Here is a 15,043-nt window from a genome sequence, read left to right as displayed (position 1 = left end):
TTCCCTCGAGGCCCGATCGGGTCCCCGGGTAGTCGTGGATGGTTACGCCATGAGCCTGGCACGCCGGATGAACCGGGGCGATGCTCCAGCGGTCGACATCACAGCCGCGTTCGCGGCGCGGCGGCCGGTGCTCACGGCCTGGTGAAGGCCTCGTAGGCGGGGCGCAGGAGCTCGGTGGCCGGCGTGCCGCCGACCTCGACCGGCAGCGGTTCGACCTCGTCGATGGCGGGTGCCGGCGCCTGCTCGCCGTCCGGCTCCTCCGCGCGGGGGCGGTGCGGGGCGGTCCAGAAGTCCTCGAGGTGCTCCGACAGCGGTGCGGCTTCGGGCGCGGTGTCGTCCGGCGCGGCCGAACCGCGCAGCTCGCGCAGCCGCTCCAGCAGCTCGTCGCGGCCGCGGCCCCGCCAGGCCAGGATCTGGAAGGGGTCCTCGTCGAAGGACTCGGCCAGCAGGTAGCAGGTCGCCGCGAGGTGCTTGCAGGGGATCTCCCAGTCCGGGCACGAGCAGTCCATGGTCAGCTCGCGCATCGTGGTCGGGAACAGCGAGAGCCCGTGCGCGGCGAAGACGTCCTCGATGTCGGCGGGCATCTCGCCCGCGAGCAGCTTCGCGGCGTACCAGGCCTGCCCGGCCAGGTCGCGCTCCAGCGCCGCCCAGGTCTGGTCGTTGAACGCCTTGACCCCGATCCGCGCCCGGTAGGGCTCGGGCCGCGAGCCCTGCACCAGCCCGACGGCGACGCTGGTCGACAGCGTCAGGTTCATCACCTGCCCGGCGCGCGCGTAGCGCTTGCCGCGCTGCAGCCTGCCGCCCAGGTCGAGCGATTCGAGCACCTCGATGAACCGCTGCGACCACCAGGTCTCGCCGATCCGGCCGCGCTTGCTGCGCGCCCGGATGCCGTCCTGCACCGGGATGGGCTTGGCCGGCTGGTTGCCGCGCCACCAGTCACTCACCGACGGCCTCCGCGTCCAGCGCGATCAGCTCGCGCAGCTCGTTGGTGGACAGCTCGGTCAGCCAGTTCTCCCCGCTGGAGACCACCAGCTGCGCGAGCGCCTTCTTCTGCTCGATCATCTGGTCGATCCGGTCCTCCAGGGTGCCGATGCAGGACAGCTTGCGCACCTGCACGTCCTTGCGCTGCCCGATGCGGAACGCGCGGTCGGTGGCCTGGTCCTCCACCGCCGGGTTCCACCACCGGTCCAGGTGCACCACGTGGTTGGCCGCCGTCAGGTTGAGCCCGGTGCCGCCGGCCTTGAGCGAGAGCAGGAAGATCCCGGGCCCGCCGGGTTCCTGGAAGCGGCGCACCATCGCGTCGCGGGACTTCTTCGGCGTGCCGCCGTGCAGGAACAGCACCTCGGTGTCGAACCGCGCGGACAGGTGCGGTACCAGCATCCCGCCGAAGCCGGCGAACTGGGTGAACACCAGCGCCTTCTCGCCGTCGGCCAGCACACCTCCCAGGATCTCCTCCAGCCGCTGCAGCTTCCCGGAGCGCCCGGCCAGCGCGGTGCCGTCGTCGAGGAACTGCGCCGGGTGGTTGCACACCTGCTTGAGCTTGGACATGGTCGCCAGCACCAGGCCCTTGCGCTCCACGCCCTCGCTCCCGGCGATGCGCTGCAGCATGTCGTCGACCACCGCCTGGTACAGCGAGGCCTGCTCGGCGGTCAGGTTGCACAGCTGCTTGAGCTCCACCTTGTCCGGCAGGTCGCTGATCACGGCCGGGTCGGTCTTGGTGCGGCGCAGCACGAACGGCCCGGTGATCTGGCGCAGCCGCGCGGCCGCCGATTCGTCCCCGTCGCGCTCGATCGGCACCGCGTAGCGGGCGCGGAAGCGGGTCAGCGGACCGAGGATGCCCGGGTTGGCGAAGTCCATCACCGACCACAGCTCGGCCAGCCGGTTCTCCACCGGGGTTCCGGTCAGCGCGAGCCGCTGCCGCGCGGAGAGCTCGCGGACCGCCTTGGCGGTCTTCGACGAGCTGTTCTTGACGTGCTGCGCCTCGTCGAGCACCACCCGCTCCCAGCGGACCTGGCGCAGCGCGCCGCCGTCCCCGGCGACCAGGGGGTAGGTGGTGATCACCAGGTCGTAGCGCTCGACCTCCTCGCCCAGGTCCTCGCCGCCGAGCCGGTCGCCGCCGTGGTGCACGTGCACCTTCAGCCCGGGCGCGAACCGCTCCGCCTCGCGCTGCCAGTTGCCCACCACCGACATCGGGCACACCAGCAGCGTCGGGGCCTTGCGCGCGCCCTCGCGGGCCAGCGCTTCCAGCGCGAGCAGCTGCACGGTCTTGCCCAGGCCCATGTCGTCGGCCAGGCAGCCGCCCAGGCCGAGGCGGTCGAGGAACGCCAGCCAGGCCAGGCCGCGCCGCTGGTAGGGACGCAGCTGCGCGCCGAAGCCCGCCGGCGGGTCGACCGGTTCGAGGTGCTGCTCGGCGGCCCCGGACAGCAGGTCGCCGAGCCAGCCGCTCGCGTTGACGCCCACCACCGGGAACGGCCGCGAATCGTCCTGGCCGGGCTCACCGGCCTGCTGCAGCACCTCGGCCGCGGTCATCTGCCCGGATCCGGACTCGTCGAGCATCCGCAGCCCGGCCCGCAGCCGGGCTGGGTCCACCTGCACCCAGCGCCCACGCAGCCGCACCAGGGGGACCTTCGCCGCGGCGAGCTCCCGGATCTCGTCCTCGGTCAGCGGCTCGTCGCCGATCGCCAGGTCCCAGCGGTAGTCGACCAGCGTGCCCATGTTGACCGCGCTGTCCTTGCTGACCACCCCCGCGGTGCTGCTGCTGGTGGCGTTGAGCCGCAAGCCCAGCTTCGGCGCGCGACCCCACCAGGCGGGCAGCAGGACCCCGAAGCCCGCGTGGTCCAGGTGCCCCGCGTTGACCAGGAACTCGTGCGCGCCCTCGGTGTCGAGCACCAGCTCTCCGGGCTGCGCCGAGCGCAGCGCGCGCTCCAGCGCGGGCACGATCCGGGCGGCCCGGCCCAGGTCGGCCAGCAGCAGCTCCTGCGGCTGGGAGACCCAGCGGCGCAGCACGTGGCTCTCCCCGGACCACACGTCCTGCGCGGAGATCAGCACGCTCGGGTCGTCGACGGCCTGCAGCAGGAACTCGACGGTCCAGTCCTCGTCGTCCTCCTCCGGCGCGTGCAGCCGGAAGCAGGCGCGCACCGGGTCCGGCCGGGCGATGCCCGCGCGCCACTCGGCGATCCGCTCGCCGAGCTGGTGCAGCTCCGCGGAGTCCTCCAGGCGCGGATCCCCGGTGAGCGCGCCGAGCCACCTCGCCGCGGCGCTGGGGCCCTCGCCCAGCTCCGCCCGGCCGAGGCGCTGCCGCACCTCGTCGTCGACGAAGGCGTCCAGCAGCTCGCGCAGCACGTCGTCGGGCGTTCCGCCGGTGCGGGCGCGCAGCGCGGGCGGCATCGCCTCGCGCAGGTTCGCGAACCGCGCCATCCCGGCTCCGGTGAGCGCCGCGGTCCAGCGGGCGGTCGGCCGGTCGTCCTCCTGCACCAGGTCGGGCAGCACCCCGCCGCGGTCGACGAGCTGCTCGGCGAACCCGGCCACCTCCAGCGCGAACCGCGCGTCCGAGCCGAGCCTGCAGTCCTCGGGAACCGAGCCGAGGAGGTCCCGCAGCCGGGCGGGCGGGCAGTGCACCGCGGGCACGAACCAGCGGCGGAGCCGCAGCGCGCCGCGTGGCTTGGCGCCCCCGGCCAGCGGATCGCGCACCAGCTCGGGCGAGGGCACCGGTGCCGAGGCGTAGGAGGGCAGGTGCAGCAGCGCGGTGGTCTCGTCCTGCCCGCCCACCCGCTCGATCAGCTCGGCCCCGAGCACGGCGAAGGGGTGCGCGGCAGGCCCGGTCGGGGCCCTGCCGGGGACCTTGGCGGGCAGCTCGGAGTCCTCGGCCCACACCAGCGCCCGGCCGTCCGCGCCGCACAGCGCGTGCACAACCCACACGGCCGGACTCCCTTCGACGCACGCGTGGGAGCGATCCTACGGCGCGACCTCGCGCCAGCGGTTGGTGATGGGCAGGCGGCGGTCGCGGCCGAACGCCCGGAAGGTGATCTTGGTCCCCGGCGGGTACTGCCTGCGCTTGAACTCCGCTCGGTCGACCATCCGCAGCACCCGCTCGACCAGCTCCGCGTCGAAGCCGTCGGAGACCAGGTCGGCGTACCCCTTGCCGCCCTCCACGTAGCCGTCGATGACCACGTCGAGCACGTCGTACTCGGGCAGCGAGTCCTGATCGGTCTGGTCCGGGCGCAGCTCGGCCGAGGGCGCCTTGGTGATCGAGTTCTCCGGGATCGGCGGCACCTCGCCGCGCTTCTCGGCGTCGGCGTTGCGCCACTTCGCCAGCTCCCACACCAGCGACTTCGGCACGTCCTTGATCGGCGCGAAGGCGCCGACCGCATCGCCGTAGATCGTGGAGTAGCCCACCGCCAGCTCGGTCTTGTTGCCGGTCGCCAGCACCAGGTGCCCGTGCTGGTTGGACAGCGCCATCAGCAGCATGCCGCGGACCCGCGCCTGCACGTTCTCCTCGGCGAGCCCGGTCAGGCCCAGCTGCCGCACGTAGATGTCGACCATCTCGGCCACCGGCTGCACCTGGAACTGGCAGCCCAACCGCCGGGCCAGCTCGGCGGCGTCGGAGCGGGAGTGCTCCGAGGAGTACACCGAGGGCATGGACACGCCGTGCACCGCGCCCGGGCCCAGCGCGTCGACCGCCAGCGCCGCAGAGACCGCCGAGTCGATCCCGCCGGAGAAGCCGAAGGTCACCGACTTCGCGCCGTTCTTGTGCACGTAGTCGCGCAGCCCGGTCACCAGCGCCGCCCACACCTCGGCCGCGTCCGGCAGCGGTTCGGCCCGCGGCAGCGGCCGCGCCTCGTAGGCCGGCACCGGCTCGGGGTCCAGCACGATGCGCCGCACGTCGAACGCGGGCAGCTGGATCGGGCCCGGCTCCGGCGGCACCGTGGTCGAGGTGTGCCCGCCCGCTTCGACGTCGAGGTCGGCGACCAGCAGGTGCTCGGTGAACTGCGGCGCCCGCGCGACGATCCGCCCCTGCTCGTCGGTGACCATCGAGTCGCCGTCGAAGACCAGCTCGTCCTGCCCGCCGACCAGGTTCACGTAGGCCATCGGAGCTCCGGCCTCGCGCGCCCGGGAGGTCACCAGCGGCACCCGCTGGTCGTCCTTGGCCCGCTCGTAGGGGGAGGCGTTGACGCACAGCAGCAGGTCCACGCCGACCTTGCCCAGCGCGGTCACCGGGCCGCCGTTCTGCCAGATGTCCTCGCAGATCACCACGCCCAGGTCCAGGCCGTGGAAATTCACGATCGGCAGGTCGAAGCCGGGCGCGAAGTTGCGCGCCTCGTCGAACACGCCGTAGTTGGGCAGGTGGTGCTTGTCGTAGGTGGCCACGACCTCGCCGCCGTGGAGCAGCGAGGCGGAGTTGCGCGGCCCCTGGTCGTCGCGGCCCAGGTGGCCGACGACCACCAGCGCGTCCCCGCAGCCGTCCTCGCGCAGGTCCGCGGCCAGCCGCTCCAGCGCCTCGCGGTTGGCGGCGGCGAACGACCTGCGCTGCGTGAGGTCTTCGAGCGGGTACCCGGAGAGCGTCATCTCGGGGAACGCGACCACGTGCGCGCCGTCCTGCACCGCCCGCCGGGTCCAGTCGCGGACCAGCGTGGAGTTGCCGGCGATGTCACCGACGCATGTGTTGACCTGTGCGAGAGCGATCCGCAGCTGGGGCATGCGCCCATCTTCGCGTACCACCGCTGGTCGCGCGGTCACTGCCCGGTGTGAATCTTGCCGCATCGGCCATGCCAGGATGCAGCGATGATCCGCTCACCGCTCGCGTTGCCCGCACTGGTCATCGGCGTCGCGATGGCGCTGATCGCCGGAGGTTGCTCGCCGCAGCGCAGCGAGGAGCCGCTGCAGCCGCACACCGAGAGCAACGGCCCGGTCGGCCCCGTCCCGCAGGGGCTGGAGCGGTTCTACGGGCAGCAGCTCCGGTGGGGCCCGTGCGCCGGCTTCGCCACCAGCGAATCCGACCGCGCCGCCTACCGCTCGCCGACCCTGGAGTGCACCCGGCTGGAGGTCCCGCTGGACTACTCGAACCCGCAGGGGCGCACGATCAACATCGGGGTCCTGCGCAGCCGCGCCATCGACCAGGAGCGCAAGATCGGTTCGCTGACCGTCAACCCCGGAGGGCCGGGGGCGTCCGGGATGAGCGCGGCGGCGAGCCTGTCCCAGGCGCTCGACCAGACCGAGCTGGGGCAGCGCTTCGACCTCGTCGGGTTCGACCCGCGCGGCGTCGCCGCGTCCGAGCCGGCGGTGCGCTGCCTGACCGGTCCGGAGCGCGACGCCTACCGGCTGGACTCCGATGCGGACAGCTCGCCGCGCGGGGTGGCCGAGACCGAGCGCGAGGAGCGGGATTACGCGCGCGAGTGCGCGCAGCGCAACGGCGGGTCGTTGCTGGCCAACATCGGCACCCGCGACGTCGTTCGCGATCTCGACGTGCTGCGCTCGGCGCTGGGCGACCGCGAGCTCAACTACCTCGGCTACTCCTACGGCACCCGGATCGGCTCGGAGTACGCCGAGGAGTTCCCGGCCAACGTCCGCGCGATGGTGCTCGACGGCGCCATCGACCCCGGGCAGTCCACGGTGGACGCCCTGGTCGCCCAGGGAGCGGGCTTCCAGCGCGCCTTCGACGACTTCGCCGCCTGGTGCGCCGAGCAGGACCAGTGCGCGCTGGGTCAGGACCCGGCCCGCGCCGTCGAGCGCTTCCAGCGGCTCACCCGCCCGCTGGTGGACGACCCGGCGCCGGCGGGCGACCGCGAGTTGTCCTACCAGGACGCCACCACCGCGGCCATCCAGGCGCTCTACGCCCCGTCGATGTGGGAGCACCTCAACAGCGGGCTCGCCGAGCTGGAGCGGGGCAGCGGTCGCACCCTGCTCGCGCTGGCCGACAGCTACTTCGGGCGCAACCCGGACGGCACGTACTCCAACACCACCGACGCCTTCGACGCGATCCACTGCGTCGACGACCAGCGCGTCCGGGACCCGCGCGAGGTCGCCCAGGCCGACCGGCGCTACCGCGAGGCCGCGCCGTTCCTCGACGACGGCCGCGGGGTCAACCCGGCCCGCGACATGTGCGCGTTCTGGCCGGTCCCGGTCACCGGCGAATCGACCCAGCCCGAGGTGAGCGGCGTGCCCCCGGTGCTCGTCGTGTCCACCACGGCCGATCCGGCCACCCCGTACCGCGCGGGGGTCGAGCTGGCCAAGGCGCTCGGCGGGAGGCTTCTGACCTACGAGGGCACCCAGCACACGGTGTTCCTGCAGGGCGTGCAGTGCGTCGACGAAGCGGGCATCGACTACCTGGTGGACCGCGAGCTGCCGAAGCGCGGAGCCCGCTGCTCGGGCTGAGCCCCGGAGAACCGGCGGCGGAGCCGCGCGGCGGGAACGTGCTTCCCCCTTCTCAGCAGAAGTCTCCGGCCGCCGAGCGCGGGCACATCGGAGCCCGCCGCGCTCGGCGGGGCAGTCCGACCCGCGTCGCCGTCGCGCGCGGAGAACCGGGCGTTCAGGGGCGAAGCGTCCACCCATCGCCGTATGGTGAAGGCGATCACATCGCGCTTAAGGTCTCGGCATGTCTCATGCGGACGACTCCGGCGCGAAACCCGCCGAGCAGAGCGTGACCTCGGTGCTGCTGTCCGGCAGCACGTACAAGAGCCTGGGCGAACAGGTGCTGTCCCCGGCCGAGGAGCGCTTCGAGCGCGCCCGTCGCACGGTCGGGCTGTTCCTGGCCCCGGCGCTGACCATCCTGTTCCTGCTCGCCCCCACCGGGCTCGAACCCGCGCAGCACAAGCTCGCCGCCGTGCTGCTCGGCGTGATCGTGCTGTGGGTGTGCGAACCGGTGCCGATCCCCGTGGGCGGCCTGCTCGGCGTGGCCGCGGTCGTGCTGCTCGGGGTGATGCCGCCCGACGACGTCCTCGAACCCTTCGGCTCGACCACGGTGTTCACCTTCATCGGCGCGTTCATCCTGGCCCAGGCCATGCTGCGGCACGGGGTCGCGCGGCGGTTCGCCTTCACCATCCTGTCGCTGCCGGGCGTCGGCAAGAGCGCCTGGCGGGTGATCATCGCCTTCGGCGTGATCACCGCGCTGCTGTCGGCGGTGGTGTCCAACACCGCCACCGTGGCGATGCTGCTGCCCACCGCGGTCGGGATCCTGTCGGTCATCGCCGAGCTCGTGCGCAAGCAGCTGCCCGAAGGCGCCCCGTTCGACCCGCTGCGGCTGCGGGTGGGCGTCGCGCTGATGCTGATGCTGGCCTACGGAGCCAGCGTCGGCGGCCTGCTCACCCCGATCGGCTCGCCGCCGAACCTGATCGGCCGCGGGCTGATCGAGGAGGCCACCGGGCAGCGCATCCCGTTCCTGCAGTGGATGCTCATGGCGGCTCCGATCTGCCTGCTGATGTTCGCGGTCCTCGCCGCGCTGCTCCTGCTGCTCAACCGCCCGGAGATCCACCAGCTCACCGGTGTCGAGGAGTACGTGGCCGCCGAGCGGGCCAAGCTCGGCCGGATGTCCCGCGCGGAGAAGAACACCCTGGTCGCCTTCGCGGTCACCGTGGTGCTGTGGGTGACGCCCGGAGTCGTCGCGCTGGTCGCGGGCAACGACTCGGCCGCCTACGACGTGGTCGGCGACCGGCTCGACACCGGTGTCGTCGCGGTGCTCGGCGCCGCGCTGCTGTTCCTGCTGCCCACCAACTGGTCCAAGCGCACCTTCACGCTCACCTGGACCGAGGCCAGCCGGATCGACTGGGGCACGGTGGTGCTGTTCGGCACCGGGATCATCTTCGGCTCCATGCTGGCCGACACCGAGCTGGCCAAGACCATCGGCGAGAACACCGCGGGCGCCCTGGGCCTGGGCAGCGGGGTGGCGGTGACGCTGTTCGCGATCGTGCTGGCGGTGCTGGTCTCCGAGACGACCTCGAACACCGCCTCGGCCTCGGTGGTGGTGCCGATCATCATCCCGGTGGCGATCGCCGCGGGCACCAACCCGTTCGTGCCCGCCATGGCGGCGACCTTCGCCGCGTCGCTGGGCTTCATGCTGCCGGTCTCCACCCCGCAGAACGCGGTCGTCTACGGCTCCGGCGCGGTCCCGATCACCAAGATGATCCGCTCCGGCGCGGTCTTCGACGCGGCGGGCATCCTGCTGATCCTGCTGGTCCTGCCCCTCATGATCGCCGCCATCGGCCTCGGCTGACCGCGGGCCCCGGCCCCGGTTTCCCGCGCTTCCGGCACGAGGGGCGCGGGAGGCCGGGGCCGCGCCCCTCCGCGGCGCGGGACGTCGGTGCGCCGGGCAGGACGCGAGCGGTGATCGGAAGTTAGGCTGCTGGCATGCACCGCCAGCAGGAGTTCGTGCTCCGCACCCTGGAGGAACGTGACATCCGCTTCGTGCGGCTGTGGTTCACCGACGTCCTCGGCATGCTCAAGTCGGTGGCGATCTCGCCGGCCGAACTGGAGGGCGCCTTCGCCGAGGGCATCGGGTTCGACGGCTCGGCGATCGAGGGCTTCGCCCGCGTCTACGAGTCGGACATGGTCGCCAAGCCCGATCCCAGCACGTTCCAAGTGCTGCCCTGGGAAACCCCGGACGGCGAGCACTACTCCGCCCGCATGTTCTGCGACATCCACATGCCGGACGGTTCGCCGTGCTGGTCCGACCCGAGGCACGTGCTGCGGCGAACCCTGGCCCGCGCCACCGAATCGGGCTTCACCTGCTACGTGCACCCCGAGATCGAGTTCTTCCTGCTCAAGAGCTTGCCGACCGACGGCAGCGAGCCGGAGGCCGCCGATTCGGGCGGGTACTTCGACCAGGCCAGCCACGACGCGGCACCGCACTTCCGGCGAAACGCCATCGAGACCCTGGAGGCGATGGGCATCTCGGTGGAGTTCAGCCACCACGAGGGAGCGCCCGGCCAGCAGGAGATCGACCTGCGCTACGCCGACGCGCTGACCATGGCCGACAACGTGATGACGTTCCGGTACGTGGTCAAGGAGGTCGCGATCACCCAGGGCGTGCGCGCCTCGTTCATGCCCAAGCCGTTCAGCGCCCAGCCGGGCTCGGGCATGCACACCCACTTCAGCCTCTTCGAGGGCGACCAGAACGCCTTCTACCACCCGGAGAACCCCTACGAGCTCTCCGAGACCGGCCGCGCCTTCGTCGCGGGCATCCTGCACCACGCCCGCGAGATCAGCGCCGTGACCAACCAGTGGGTGAACTCCTACAAGCGGCTGGTCGTCGGCGGCGAGGCGCCCACCGCGGTCTGCTGGGGCCACGCCAACCGCTCCGCGCTGGTGCGGGTGCCGATGTACTCGCCGGGCAAGTCCTCCTCGCGCCGCGTCGAGGTGCGCAGCCTGGACTCGGCCTGCAACCCGTACCTGGCCTACGCGGCCATCCTCGGCGCCGGGCTGCGCGGGGTGGAGAAGGGCTACGAGCTCCCGCCCGCCACCGAGGACGACGTCTGGAGCCTGACCGAGCGCGAGCGCAAGGTCGCCGGGTTCGCCAGCCTCCCGCAGAACCTCAACGAGGCGCTGAGCGAGCTGGAGAACTCCGAGCTCGTCGCGGAGACCCTCGGCGAGGAGGTGTTCGACTTCTTCCTGCGCAACAAGCGCGAGGAGTGGAACAACTACCGCAGCCGGGTCACGCCGTACGAGCTCAGCTCGATGCTGCCGGTGCTGTAGGGCACCGCGAGCGGCCGGCCGGGACCGGCGGGCGTGTCGCGCCCGGTCGGCCGCTTCGCCACGCAAAACGAGTTCGCCCGCGAGCACTAACCGGTACTGGGCGTTTTGCTGTTGCGCGTGAGGCGATAGGTTGCGCCCGTGACTGATTCGCAGGACGACTCCCGCGGCTCCGAGTCCGACGCCGCGCTGCAGTCGGGCGTGCTAGAGCAGCCGGCGGAGTCCTTCGAACCGGAGTGGCCCGCCGAGCAGCCCGCCGAGCCCGTTGCCCTGCAGCTCCTCGGCTGCACCCTGGCCCGCCGGGACCAGCTCCCGGCTGCCCGGGTCTTGCGGGACAGCTTCCGCGAGCACCACCCCTCGGCCGGGTTCGTGTTGCTCGTCGTCGACGAGCCGGGGGCCGCGCGCGACGAGCCGGACGCCCTGTCGGTCACCGACATCGGAGTGGACGCCCAGGAGTTCGCCCGGCTCGCCGTGGGGTGCACCGCCGCGCAGCTGCGCGACGTGCTGCGCCCGCGCCTGCTCGCCCACCTGCTCCGCACCGGCGCGACGGTGCTGCACCTCGAACCCTGGGTGCAGGTCTTCGGCCGCTTCGACGACCTGCTGGCCGGGCTGAGCGAGGAGCGCCCGGTCGCCCTGGTGCCCCGCGTGCTGCAGCCGCTGTCCGCCGACGGCCTGCGGCCCAGCCCCGCCGACCTCGCCGAGTCCGGCACCTTCGACCCGAGCGCGTTCGCGGTGCGTCCCGGCGCCGAGGAGCTGCTGGCCGGCTGGACCGAACAGCTGCGCACCGACCCGACCGTGGCCACCTCGATGTTGGAGGGGGTCTCCGCGCTGGTCGACCACCAGGTCATCCGCGACCCGGGCGTCGGCCTGTCGGTGTGGAACGCCGCTCAGCGCGAGTTCGCCACCGACGACGAGGGGCACACCGTCGACGGCGCGCGCCTGCGCAGCGTGCACTTCGACGGCTTCCAGCCGCAGCGCCCGTGGCTGCTGTCGGCCGAGCACGCCGACCGGCCGCGCGTCCTGCTCTCCGAGCACCCGGATCTGGCCGGCCTGTGCGCGAACTACCGCAACGCGCTGGTCGGCGCCGGCTACTCGCTCGAACAGCCGCACCCCTACGACGCCCTGCCCGACGGCGAGGTCCTGCCCGACGGCCTGCGCGCCGAGTACCTGACGGCCTGGCTGAACGACGAGGAGGCGCCGCCGAGCCCGTTCGAGGCCGACGGCGAGGCCGGGTTCCGCGAGTGGGCGTTCGCCCCCGCCGACGAGCGCCAGCGGGTCGCGGGCGGTTCCCGCTGGACCGCGGCGGTCTGGGCCGACGACGAGCTGCTGCGGCGCGAGTACCCGGACCCGTTCGGCGCCGATGCCGAGTCGTTCCACGAGTGGTGCGCCGACGTCGGCGTGGCCAGCGGCCGGGTCCCGGCCGAAGCCGTGCGCCGCCGCAGCACCGAGCGCACCTCGCTGGTCGACCAGCTCGGCGTCGCGGTGCTGGGAACCGGCAGGCTCGCCGAGCTGATGCGCACCGCGGTCGGCGCCTCCGGCCTGCCGTCGGCCGACACCGCCTACTACCCGGTCGTGCTGCGCTGCGAGCCCGGACTCCCGGTCCCCGCCGGCCGCTACGTCATCGACGTGCACGCGGGCGGCGCGGAGACCAACGACGCGGCCGAGACCTGGGTGCTCTCCGAGAGCAGCCGCGCGGTCGTCCGCCGCGCGGGCATCAAGACGCGGGTGGTCGCGCTGCCCGCGCCCGAGCGCGAACCGGTCGGTCTCGCCACCCGCAAGGGCGCCAGGGCGCGCTTCGAGCTCTCCGACGAGTTCGTCGTCGCCGCGCACGTCGACCACTCCGCCGAGCGCGCGGCCAACGCGCTCGGCGTGGTCTCGGCGTTCCTCGCGGCCTTCGCCGAGCGCGACGACGTCCGCCTGGTGCTCGGCGTCGACGGGGCCGACGAGCACCCGGAGGCGGCCGAGCGGCTGCGGCTCGCCACCGCCGCCGACTCCCGCGTCCAACTGGTCGAAACCGATGTCGACCTCGGGCAGCTGCTGGCCGCGGCGGACTGCTTCGCCTCCCTGCACCGCGCCGAGGCCGGCGACGACCACGTGCTGCGGCTGCTGGAGGTCGCCGCGCACGGCGTGCCGGTCATCGCCGGGGACCACGGCGCGGTGGCCGAGCTCTTCGGGGCCCGGGCCGCGCGGCTGGTGCCCTGCCAGGGCGCCGGCGAGCCGGACGTGGAAGCCGCTGCCGAGGTCCTGCGCACCGCTGCCGACGACCCGGACGGCACCGCGGCCTTCGGCCTGGCTGCCAGGGAGACGCTGCTGGGCGCGCACACCGTCGTTCGCGCCGGCGCCAAGCTGCGGGAACGCGTGGAGCACGCCTACCGCAACTGGCGCACCAAGTACTCCGGCGACAAGCACGGGCAGTTCGACGACCCGCTGCGCCCGCTGCTGGTCGCCCGGCACGCGCTGCACCGCGCTCCGGACGTCGGCAACGCGGCGGGCACCCGCAACGCGATGGCGCCGGCCCTGCGCAAGGCGGTGCTGCGCGCGCTGAGCCACTACGACGACCACATCCGCGACGTGCTGCGCTCGCTCGTCGACGGCGTCGAGCACACCGCCTCGGAATTGCTGCGCAGGCAGCACGAGGCGGACGGCGACGGCGATCTGGAGGCCATGCGCGCCGATCTCTCGCACCTGCTGCGCCGCCAGGACCAGGTCGACGCGCAGCTCATCGGCACCGACGACGGCCTGGTGCGCGCCCGCACCGACCTCGCCGAGCAGCACCGCAGGCTGCAGCAGCTGGAAGAGGGCGGGGCCGGTGGCCGCGACGACCGCGTGGACGCGCTGGCCGAGCGCATGGACGGCCTCACCGGCGCGCTGGAGAAGGTGCTCGACCGGATGGACGACCTCGAGCGCAAGCAGCAGACCGACCCCGAGCTGGAGGCCGGGGTGCGCAGCGCCGCCGGCGACGCGGCGGACGCGCTGCAGCGCACCGACGTGCTGCAGCGGATCCTGCTGCGCGAGCACGAGCGCTCCTCGGGCGCCGGGGACGGCACGACGACGCCGGTGCTCTGCGACGCGGGCCTGATGCGGCTGCCCGCCGACGACAGCTTCATGCTCCCGTGGCTGTCCTCGCACCCGACCTGGGACGCCGAGGTCTCCGGGCTGATCGACTCGCTGCTGGAGCCCGACGGGGTGTTCCTCGACGTCGGCGCCTACGTGGGGTACCAGAGCGTGCGGGTGCTGAGCAGGCTCGGCAACAGCGGAGCCGTGGTCGCCGTCGAGCCGTGCGCGCGCAGCCGCGCCCTGCTGGAGCGCAACGTCGAGGTGAACGTCCCGGCCGCGTGGGGACATCGGTTGGTGGCGCTCGACGGCGCGGCCTGGGACAGCCCCGGCGAGCTGACCGCTGAGCCCGCGCTCGCCGGCGGCGTGTCGGTGGCGCCCGGGGGCGAAGGCGGGGAGCACGTCCGAGCCGTGCGGCTGGACAAGGAGCTCGAGGGGCTGGACGCGGTCAACGACATGAAGCTGTCCGTCGTGCACGTCGACGTCGGTGGCCGGGTCCACCGGGTGCTGGGCGGGCTCGTGCGGTTGCTCCGGCGGGACAAGCCGTCGATCGTGTGCTCGTTCACCCCGGACGCGATCGTCCAACTGGGTGACGATCCCGCGGCCGCGCTGCGCGAGTTCGGCACGTGGGGTTACGAGCTCGTCCCGGTCGGCCGGGAGCACCCCGTCAACGCCTCCGACCTGCTGGAGGCCATGAACGCGGCGGGCGGCGGCAGCACCGTGAAGCTGTGGCTGCGCCCGAAGGGGAAGTAGCGGCAGGTCTGATCGGGTGGCGTCAAGCCCGTGTTCAGGCGATTTGACATTGACGGAGAGTGTGCGTAACTTCTTCTTCGCCGCACGGAAAGCCGGACGGAGCGGGGTGTTCACCTCGCGGCGGACGGCGCCGGGAGCGCCCGAACGATCGGACCTCGGGGTCCGGGTCGCGGAGCGCAGACCGAACCGGGGCGCGCGGTTTGACACCGCGAAGCGCACCGGGTAACGTTAAACGGCCGCCTGAGGAGAACGGAACCGAGGTTTCGACCCCTACGGCGAGTTGATAACTTGAGCAAGGCCCTCGCTCCGGCGAGAAAGCGAAGGGGACCCCCCTTAAAACGCCGAAATGCGGGCCTGCTAAAGTAATCAGCACAAGAGCGAGAGAAAACGACTCCCCGGAGTCCGGCCCGGTTTTTCCGGGTTGGGTTTTGGTGTGGGTGTGTTCTTTGAGAACTCAACAGCGGACTGATTTGGTTAGTGTTCTTTGTATGCCCCTGACCAGATGACATTGTGATGTTGTGTGGTTGGTGGTTTCTTTGAGTATCACGCTCCGACC

General features: G+C 72.7%; 7 protein-coding genes. 4 read left to right on the top strand and 3 right to left on the bottom strand.

The features are described 5' to 3' along the window. Positions 1-131: 131 nt before the first annotated feature. The 3 genes from ACFQRI_RS11060 to ACFQRI_RS11050 are packed head-to-tail and all read right to left on the bottom strand — an operon-like array spanning position 132 to position 5,697. Positions 132-944 (bottom strand): SWIM zinc finger family protein, encoded by an 813-nt coding sequence (locus ACFQRI_RS11060; RefSeq protein WP_380667359.1) that lies wholly within the window; start codon positions 942-944, stop codon positions 132-134. After that, complete coding sequence (locus tag ACFQRI_RS11055) at positions 937-3,918, bottom strand: DEAD/DEAH box helicase (protein WP_380667357.1); 2,982 nt, start codon at positions 3,916-3,918, stop codon at positions 937-939. Before ACFQRI_RS11055 ends, ACFQRI_RS11060 begins: the two co-directional genes overlap by 8 nt. Before the next feature lie 36 nt (positions 3,919-3,954). Next, positions 3,955-5,697 (bottom strand): NAD+ synthase, encoded by a 1,743-nt coding sequence (locus tag ACFQRI_RS11050; RefSeq protein WP_380667355.1) that lies wholly within the window; start codon positions 5,695-5,697, stop codon positions 3,955-3,957. An 84-nt stretch (positions 5,698-5,781) separates the two neighbouring features. Between ACFQRI_RS11050 and ACFQRI_RS11045 the strand changes: the two genes are divergently transcribed. The 4 genes from ACFQRI_RS11045 to ACFQRI_RS11030 all read left to right on the top strand — a co-directional run bounded on the left by ACFQRI_RS11045 (position 5,782) and on the right by ACFQRI_RS11030 (position 14,487). Continuing rightward, complete coding sequence (locus ACFQRI_RS11045) at positions 5,782-7,371, top strand: alpha/beta hydrolase (RefSeq protein WP_380667353.1); 1,590 nt, start codon at positions 5,782-5,784, stop codon at positions 7,369-7,371. 220 nt (positions 7,372-7,591) lie between these two features. Next, positions 7,592-9,205: an SLC13 family permease gene (locus ACFQRI_RS11040; protein ID WP_380667351.1), complete on the top strand. Its 1,614-nt coding sequence runs from the start codon at positions 7,592-7,594 to the stop codon at positions 9,203-9,205. Between the two features lie 134 nt (positions 9,206-9,339). Next, positions 9,340-10,683, top strand: coding sequence for a glutamine synthetase family protein (locus tag ACFQRI_RS11035; RefSeq protein ID WP_380667349.1), 1,344 nt, complete (start codon positions 9,340-9,342; stop codon positions 10,681-10,683). Between the two features lie 138 nt (positions 10,684-10,821). Then, positions 10,822-14,487, top strand: a complete 3,666-nt coding sequence (locus ACFQRI_RS11030) for an FkbM family methyltransferase (RefSeq protein ID WP_380667347.1) — start codon at positions 10,822-10,824, stop codon at positions 14,485-14,487. Positions 14,488-15,043 lie beyond the last annotated feature (556 nt).

The organism is Saccharopolyspora griseoalba, assembly GCF_042665275.1.
Lineage (GTDB): Bacteria > Actinomycetota > Actinomycetes > Mycobacteriales > Pseudonocardiaceae > Saccharopolyspora > Saccharopolyspora griseoalba.
This window is presented reverse-complemented; position numbering and strand designations above follow the sequence as displayed.